This window comes from Aerococcus sp. L_32, from assembly GCF_050689315.1.
The window spans coordinates 1-1627 of record NZ_JBOEQF010000426.1 but is presented as its reverse complement, the minus strand read 5'-3'; the positions used below and the strand labels follow the sequence as shown (position 1 = coordinate 1627).

Here is a 1627-nt window from a genome sequence, read left to right as displayed (position 1 = left end):
TAAATGATGAGATTAAAGCGCCACCAAGCGCTTAATATCAACAATAGCCTCCGTAGCTAATAAGGCATACGGAGGCTGTTTCGTTGTCTAATCAAATTTTTTATCTATATGCGGGTGTTAATTTTCGCAATTGGTCAATATTTGTTAGATAATAGGTGAGAATTTATTTAGGAGGGAAGAAATGTTTTCAATTTTTAAAAAATTGGGTTGGTTTTTTAAATTGCGGTGGAAGAGCTATGCCTTTGGGATAACGGCATTGGTTACCTGTGCGATTCTATCAGCTATGACCCCTAGAATTGTAGGGAATATGGTTGACCAGTTGTCAGCAGGCTCTTTAACTGGGCAATTATTAATCACTCAAACAGGCCTTATTTTAATATTGGCTATTATTATGTATGTACTTCGCTACGGTTGGCGGACAATTATTTTTGGAAATTCGACTTTACTAGAATCAATTATGCGTAATCGTTTGTTTAGTCATTTTACAAAAATGGACGCTACCTTTTACCATAAATATCGTACGGGTGACTTGATGGCCCATGCCACAAACGACTTAGCGGCCTTGCGTTTTGTTGCTGGTGGGGGGATTCTGACCTTAACGGATTCTATCTCCATTTCAGTCGTGACCTTGTTCTCTATGTTTGTCTTAATCGACTGGCAATTAACCCTAGTGACTATTCTGCCATTCCCAATTCTAATTGTGGTGGCTCGTGTTCTAGGTCGAATCATTAACAAGCGGTTCCGTAAATCGCTTGAAGCTTTTTCAAGTTTAAATGACGAAGTCCAAGAAAATGTTTCTGGGATGAAAGTCATCAAAACGTTCGGTGAAGAAGAAGACTACTACCAAGACTTCGTTGAAAAAACAGACCAGGTTGTCGAAATGAACCGTAAAGTTTACCAAGCAGATGCGGCTTACACGCCAATGATTGAGATTATCACTGGTTTAACTTATGTATTGACCATCTTCTTTGGGACTTACTTTATCCAAAACGGTCGGATAACAGTCGGTGACTTGATTGCCTACATTTCTTACTTGTCTATGATGGCTTGGCCTTTAATTGCGGTCGGTCACCTAGTCAATACGCTTGAGCGTGGTAACGCATCGTGGGACCGGGTGTCTGAATTATTGAACGAGCAGCCGGCTATCGTTGAAGCTGATCAAGCTATTACAACGCCGATTCAAGGGGATATCCATTTTGACGTTCAGAAATTTGCCTACCCAGATGATGGCCGGACGAAATTATCGGATACGCGTTTTCACCTGAAAGAGGGCAATATGCTTGGTGTAGTTGGTCGTACTGGGTCTAGCAAAACGACAATCTTCAAGTTGTTGATGCGTGATTATGACCAATACGAAGGTCAAATTACCTATGACGGCAAAGATATCAAAGATTTCAGTCTAAATACACTATCTTCAGCAATCGGATATGTACCGCAAACGAATTTCCTGTTTTCAAATACGATTTTAGAAAACATTCGTTTTGGGAATCCAAACCTATCTGAAGAAGAGGTCATTCACTATGCCAAAGTAGCGGATATCCACGAAGACATCATGAAATTCCCTGAAGGCTACCAAACGGAAGTCGGGGAACGTGGGGTGTCTTTATCAGGAGGGCAAAAACAACGG

The 1627-nt window shown here is 40.9% G+C and carries 1 protein-coding gene; it reads left to right on the top strand.

From position 1 onward, the window contains the following. Window positions 1-181: 181 nt before the first annotated feature. Window positions 182-1627: ABC transporter ATP-binding protein (locus ACRCJ0_RS13610; protein ID WP_431390770.1), on the top strand; the 1446-nt coding region annotated here is incomplete at its 3' end.